This is a genomic window from Streptomyces sp. NRRL B-24085 (genome assembly GCF_001282115.1).
Classification (GTDB): Bacteria; Actinomycetota; Actinomycetes; order Streptomycetales; family Streptomycetaceae; genus Streptomyces.
On sequence record NZ_LJBR01000646.1, the window covers coordinates 1 to 4,684 of the forward strand.

The 4,684-nt window shown below is 74.0% G+C and carries 4 protein-coding genes; 3 read left to right on the forward strand and 1 reads right to left on the reverse strand.

Features of this window, described 5'->3' with window-relative positions:
* Positions 1–786 (reverse strand): IucA/IucC family protein (locus AOJ26_RS40770; RefSeq protein ID WP_420713324.1); only part of this gene is annotated, 786 nt, incomplete at its 3' end.
* 93 nt (positions 787–879) lie between these two features.
* On the opposite strand from AOJ26_RS40770, the gene AOJ26_RS40775 reads away from it, so the two are divergent.
* From AOJ26_RS40775 to AOJ26_RS40785, 3 genes are all read left to right on the forward strand, one after another.
* On the forward strand, positions 880–2,364 hold the full coding sequence (locus AOJ26_RS40775; protein WP_053853365.1) for an IucA/IucC family protein: 1,485 nt from the start codon (positions 880–882) through the stop codon (positions 2,362–2,364).
* A gap of 137 nt (positions 2,365–2,501) precedes the next feature.
* Entirely contained in the window at positions 2,502–3,767 is a 1,266-nt protein-coding gene (locus tag AOJ26_RS40780; RefSeq protein ID WP_053853366.1) for a VWA domain-containing protein, read from the forward strand.
* A complete protein-coding gene (locus AOJ26_RS40785; protein WP_053853367.1) occupies positions 3,767–4,573 on the forward strand; it encodes a hypothetical protein in 807 nt (268 codons plus the stop codon). Before AOJ26_RS40780 ends, AOJ26_RS40785 begins: the two co-directional genes overlap by 1 nt.
* The last annotated feature ends 111 nt before the right edge of the window (positions 4,574–4,684 follow it).

Consider the following 4,684-nt stretch of genomic DNA (forward strand, 5'->3'; position numbering starts at 1 on the left):
GTTCGTGATGCGGACGTCCAGGCTGAACTTGAGGAAGAGGTCCCGGGAGGGGGCGTACACCGTGCGGATCGCGGCCGTGGGCCAGGTGTCGAACCCGGTCGTGCCGAGCCGGACCAGGCGGCCGTCCGCGAAGGCCTCCGCACAGTCCACCAGGGCGAGCTGCCAGGGGTGGGCGGGCAGCAGCCGGTATCCGGGCGGGGCCTCGCCGAGCGTGTCGAGGGCAGCGGTGTCGCCCTCCTCGACGACGGCGTCCTCGCGCACCCCGAGCAGGACCAGCGGGAAGCGGGCGTGGGCCTCGGGGGCGTACGGCAGCCAGGCGGCGGCCGGGCCGCCCCCGCGGGCCTTGGGCGCGGGATGGTGGGGGTGGCCGGTGACGAGGGACTGCTCGGAGCGCAGGTACGGGTCGTCGGGTGCCGTGGCCCGGTCCCGGGCCGTGAGCAGGGCGGCCACCGCGTCCCGGCTGTCGATCATCTCGGCGGGCAGTTCGTGGTTGGACACGCCGGTGTGCCGGGTCAGTTCCTCGGCGACCAGCTTCACGAGCTCGGTGTGCCCGATGCGCCGCCACCCGGCAGCCGTGCGCACCTCGGGTTCGGCGGGCCGCCGCTCGCCCCGCACCCTGAGCAGGCGCCCGCCGGGCAGCCGGTACACCGGGCGCTCGCCGGGTTCCGGGAGCGGCACGGCCACTTCGCGCAGCAGGCAGTTCAGCAGGGGCGCCGCCGCGTACGCGTCGGCGCGGGGTGCGACGGCGGTGCCGGCCGGCGGGGGCAGGAGATCCACGCGGTTCACTCGTTCTCTACGGTTCATCTGGGGCGATGACGATCAGTATGTCTGCCGTCACCGACCCGCTGTGACACCAGTCGTACCCGAGGGAGTCCACCCGTGCACCGTCCCCGCGCCGCCGAGGCCCGGTTCGCCGAAGAGCTGGCCGTCCTGCGCCCCGACCTGGTGGCGCGGTACGCCGCCGAGCTGCCCGGCGCCCGCGCGGCCGTCCTGTCCCGGCTGTGGCGGGGCCTCACGCACGAGCCGCTGCCCTGGGTCGCGGCGCGCGATACCGGCCGGGAGGGGCTGACCCTGCGCCTCTCGGACGGCCGCAGACTGCACGGCCCCCACCCGGACCCCTTCGCCACCGCCGCCCGGGTCGCCGTCGTACGGCTCGACGAGGTCGCCCACGACGATCCGGCGGGTCTGATGACCGCTCTGGGCGTACCGCACGGCGTGGACTTCGCGGCCGAACTCGCCGACAGCGTGGCGTCGTTGGCGCTGTCGAGGGCGGGGCAGCCGTCCCGCTCGCAGGAGTGGCCGACGCACGACTGGGAGTGGGAGCAGCGGATCGTGGACGGGCACCCCTACCACCCCAACTGCCGTTCCCGGCCCGGCTTCTCGGTGGCCGAGCAACTGGCCTACGCGCCCGAGCACCGGCCGCTGGTCCCGCTCGGGCCGGTCCCCGTACCGGTGGACGAGTGCCTGGTGACGGGCGCGTGGCCGGCGGAGCTGCGGGACGGGGGGCGGCTGTTGCTGCCCGTGCATCCGTGGCAGGCGGAGCATGTGCTGAAGCGGGCCGTCCCGGAAGGCACCGGGGCCCATCCGCTGATGTCCCTGCGCACCCTCGCCCTGCCCGGCGGACCGCATGTGAAGACCGCGCTCAGCGCACGGCTGACGTCGTCGGTGCGGGACATCTCCGTCTACTCGATCAGCATGTCGGCGACCCTGTCGGAGTTCGCGGAGACACTGGCGGAGCGCATGGACGGGCTCCTGCACTTCACCCGCACGCTGGGGGCGGCGACGGCCAACTCCCCGGATCTGGCGGCCGTGTTGCGCGAGTCCCCTCAGGTGTACGGCGACCGGGTCCTGCCCGTGGCGGCCCTCGCCACCACCGGCCTGCCCGAATCCCCGGTGTGGCTGGCCGAGTTCGCCCGGCTCGCCCTCACGGCCGGGCTGCGGCTCCTGGAGCTCGGCGTCGCCCTGGAGGCCCACGGGCAGAACCTCCTCGTGGTCCTGTCCGAGTCGGGCGCGCCGCTCCGGCTGGTCTACCGGGACCTCGCCGACATCCGGGTCAGCCCGGCCAGACTGGCCCGGCACGGCATCCCGGTCCCGGCACTGTCCGGGCGGGTCGTCACGGACGACGAGACGGCCCTGCGGCGCAAGCTGTTCGGCTCCCTGGTGGCCGGGGCCCTCGCGGCCACGGCGGGTTCGGCGGCGGCGTTGCGGGGGGCGCTGGAGCCGGCCGTACGAGAGCTGCCGCGCACCCCCGATCTGGCGGCGCTGCTCGAACAGCCGCTGCCCACGAAGGCGTTGACGCTGATGCGGCTGTCGCCGGGCGTTCCGGGCGACCAGTGGACGGAACTGCCCAACCCCCTCCGGTGAGCGGCCGTTCCGGAGCCGGACGCGCGGCCGTTCCGGAGTCCGGTGAGCGGCCGTTCCGGAGCCGGACGCGCGGCCGTTCCGGAGTCCGGTGAGCGGCCGTTTTGGAGCCTGGCGCACCTGATCAATAGGATCCGGCGATGATCACAAGAAAACGGCCGGCGGCAGGAGTGTGCGCCCTGCTCGCCGCCCTGACGGCCGGGATCGTCTTCCCGGTCGCGGCGGTCGCCGGTGAACCCACGAGCGGCACCGCCCCCCAGGTCGATCTCGTCCTCGACGTGAGCGGCTCGATGCGGACGGCGGACATCGACGGCGGCACCAGGATGGCGGCGGCGAAGCGGGCCTTCAACGAGGTGCTGGACGCGACGCCCGAGGAGGTCCAGCTCGGCATCCGGACCCTCGGCGCCAACTACCCGGGCGACAACCAGAAGACGGGCTGCAAGGACACCGCGCAGCTCTACCCGGTCAGCACGCTGGACCGCACCGAGGCCAAGACGCAGGTGGCGACCCTCTCGCCCACCGGGTGGACGCCGATCGGGCCCGCGCTGCTGAAGTCCGCCGGCGACTTCACCGACAGCGCCTCCTCCAAGCGGATCGTGCTGATCAGCGACGGCGAGGACACCTGCGCCCCGCTGGACCCGTGCGAGGTGGCCCGCGAGATCGCCGCCAAGGGCATCGGGCTGACCATCGACACCCTCGGCCTGGTCCCGAACACCAAGATGCGGCAGCAGTTGAGCTGCATCGCGGAGGCGACCGGCGGGACCTACACCTCGGTCGAGCACGCCGACGAACTCACCGACAAGGTCAACCAGTTGGTGGACCGCGCGGCCGACCCGGTGGTGACCCCGGTGGCCACCGAGGGCGCCGGCACCTGCGCGGCGGCGCCCACGCTGAAGTCCGGGCTGTACACCGACCGCGAGGAGTTCGCCCGGCAGCGCTGGTACCGGGTGGACGTCGACCCGGGCCAGGAGCTGCGGGCCTCGGTGAGCGTGGGGGCCGACCGGGCCGTGAACCCCTCGTACGGGGTGCTGCTGCGGGCGGTCACCGTGCACGGCCGGGAGATCGTGCGCGGTGAGGCGGCGGGCAACGGCCGTACGGACGTGATCTCCACGGGGCTCAGGTACCCGAAGGCGGAGAGCGACGACGAGGACGCGCCGGCCGAGACCGTGTGCCTCCAGGTCACCAACTCCTTCTCGGCGGCCGCCGGGGTGAAGACCACCCCGGGGCTGCCTCTCGAGCTGACCGTCGACGTCGTGGACGGGCCGTCGCACGCGAGCGACGTGGCCTCCTTCGGCCTCGGGCGCGGCTGGTGGCTGCTCGGCGTGCTGATCCTCGCCGGTTTCGTCGCCGGTCTGCTGTGGGGCTGGCTGTCACGCTGGCGGGTCGCGGTCTGGAGGACCAACTGATGAGGCTCACACGCGCGTTGAGCGCTTCTCTGCTGCTGCTCGCGCTGGCCGCCGCACCGGCCGCGGCCGACTCCTCGCCGACGCCGACGGCCTCGGCGGACGGTGACGCGCCCACCCAGGCGGGCACCTCGTTCCGCACGGCGACCGAGATCGAGCAGAGCCAAACGGCCACGGCGAGCGGCTCCACGGGCGACTACCTGTACTGGTCGTTCCCCGCCGACGCCGGCCTGCGCCCCACCGTCGAGGCGACGGTGAAGCTGCCCGAGACCCACGCCTCGCAGACCTGGCAGATCGACGTGTACGACGGACTGCGCCGCCGCCAGTCCTGCCAGTACGGCGCCCAGACCCGCACCGCGGCCGCGGACGCCTCCTCGGTGGAGCTGGCCTGCACTCTGCGCACAGTCCGCGCCTGGTCGGAGGCCTGGGCCAACGACCCGCTGCCGGGCACCTACTACGTCCGGCTGACGGCCGTCGGTCTCACCACGGCCGACCTGGGTCTGCCGGTCGGCACCGAGGTCCGGGTCGACTCCAAGGACATCGGGGGTTCGGCCGCGGTGGACGGTTCGCTGGCCGAGCCCCTGGTGCCGGGCATCGCGATGAAGTCCGGGGCGGACGAGGACGGTTCGGAGGACTCCTCCGCCGTCCTGTCCGCCATCGAGCCCGAGGACGGCTGGTCCTCGGGCTGGTGGTCCGACCGGTGGGTGTGGACCGCGATCGGCGGTGCGCTCGCCGCGCTGGCCGGGGTCGGCGGGTACGCCCTGACCCGCGGCTCGGGGCGGCCCTCCCGGGTGCCGCCGGGCGCCTGACAGCCCGTCCGGACAGCTGATGGTTCATCAAGAAGGCCCGCTCCGGCGGGCCTTCTTCCTTTCACCCCGCCCGATCACCCCGCCCGCAGTGCCTTGGCGATCGTGCCGTCC

What these genes read in the sequence shown, in the direction of transcription:
- AOJ26_RS40780 (WP_053853366.1), top strand. Translation starts at nt 2,502, where the DNA reads ATGATCACAAGAAAACGGCCGGCGGCAGGAGTGTGCGCCCTGCTCGCC.
- AOJ26_RS40785 (WP_053853367.1), top strand. Translation starts at nt 3,767, where the DNA reads ATGAGGCTCACACGCGCGTTGAGCGCTTCTCTGCTGCTGCTCGCGCTG.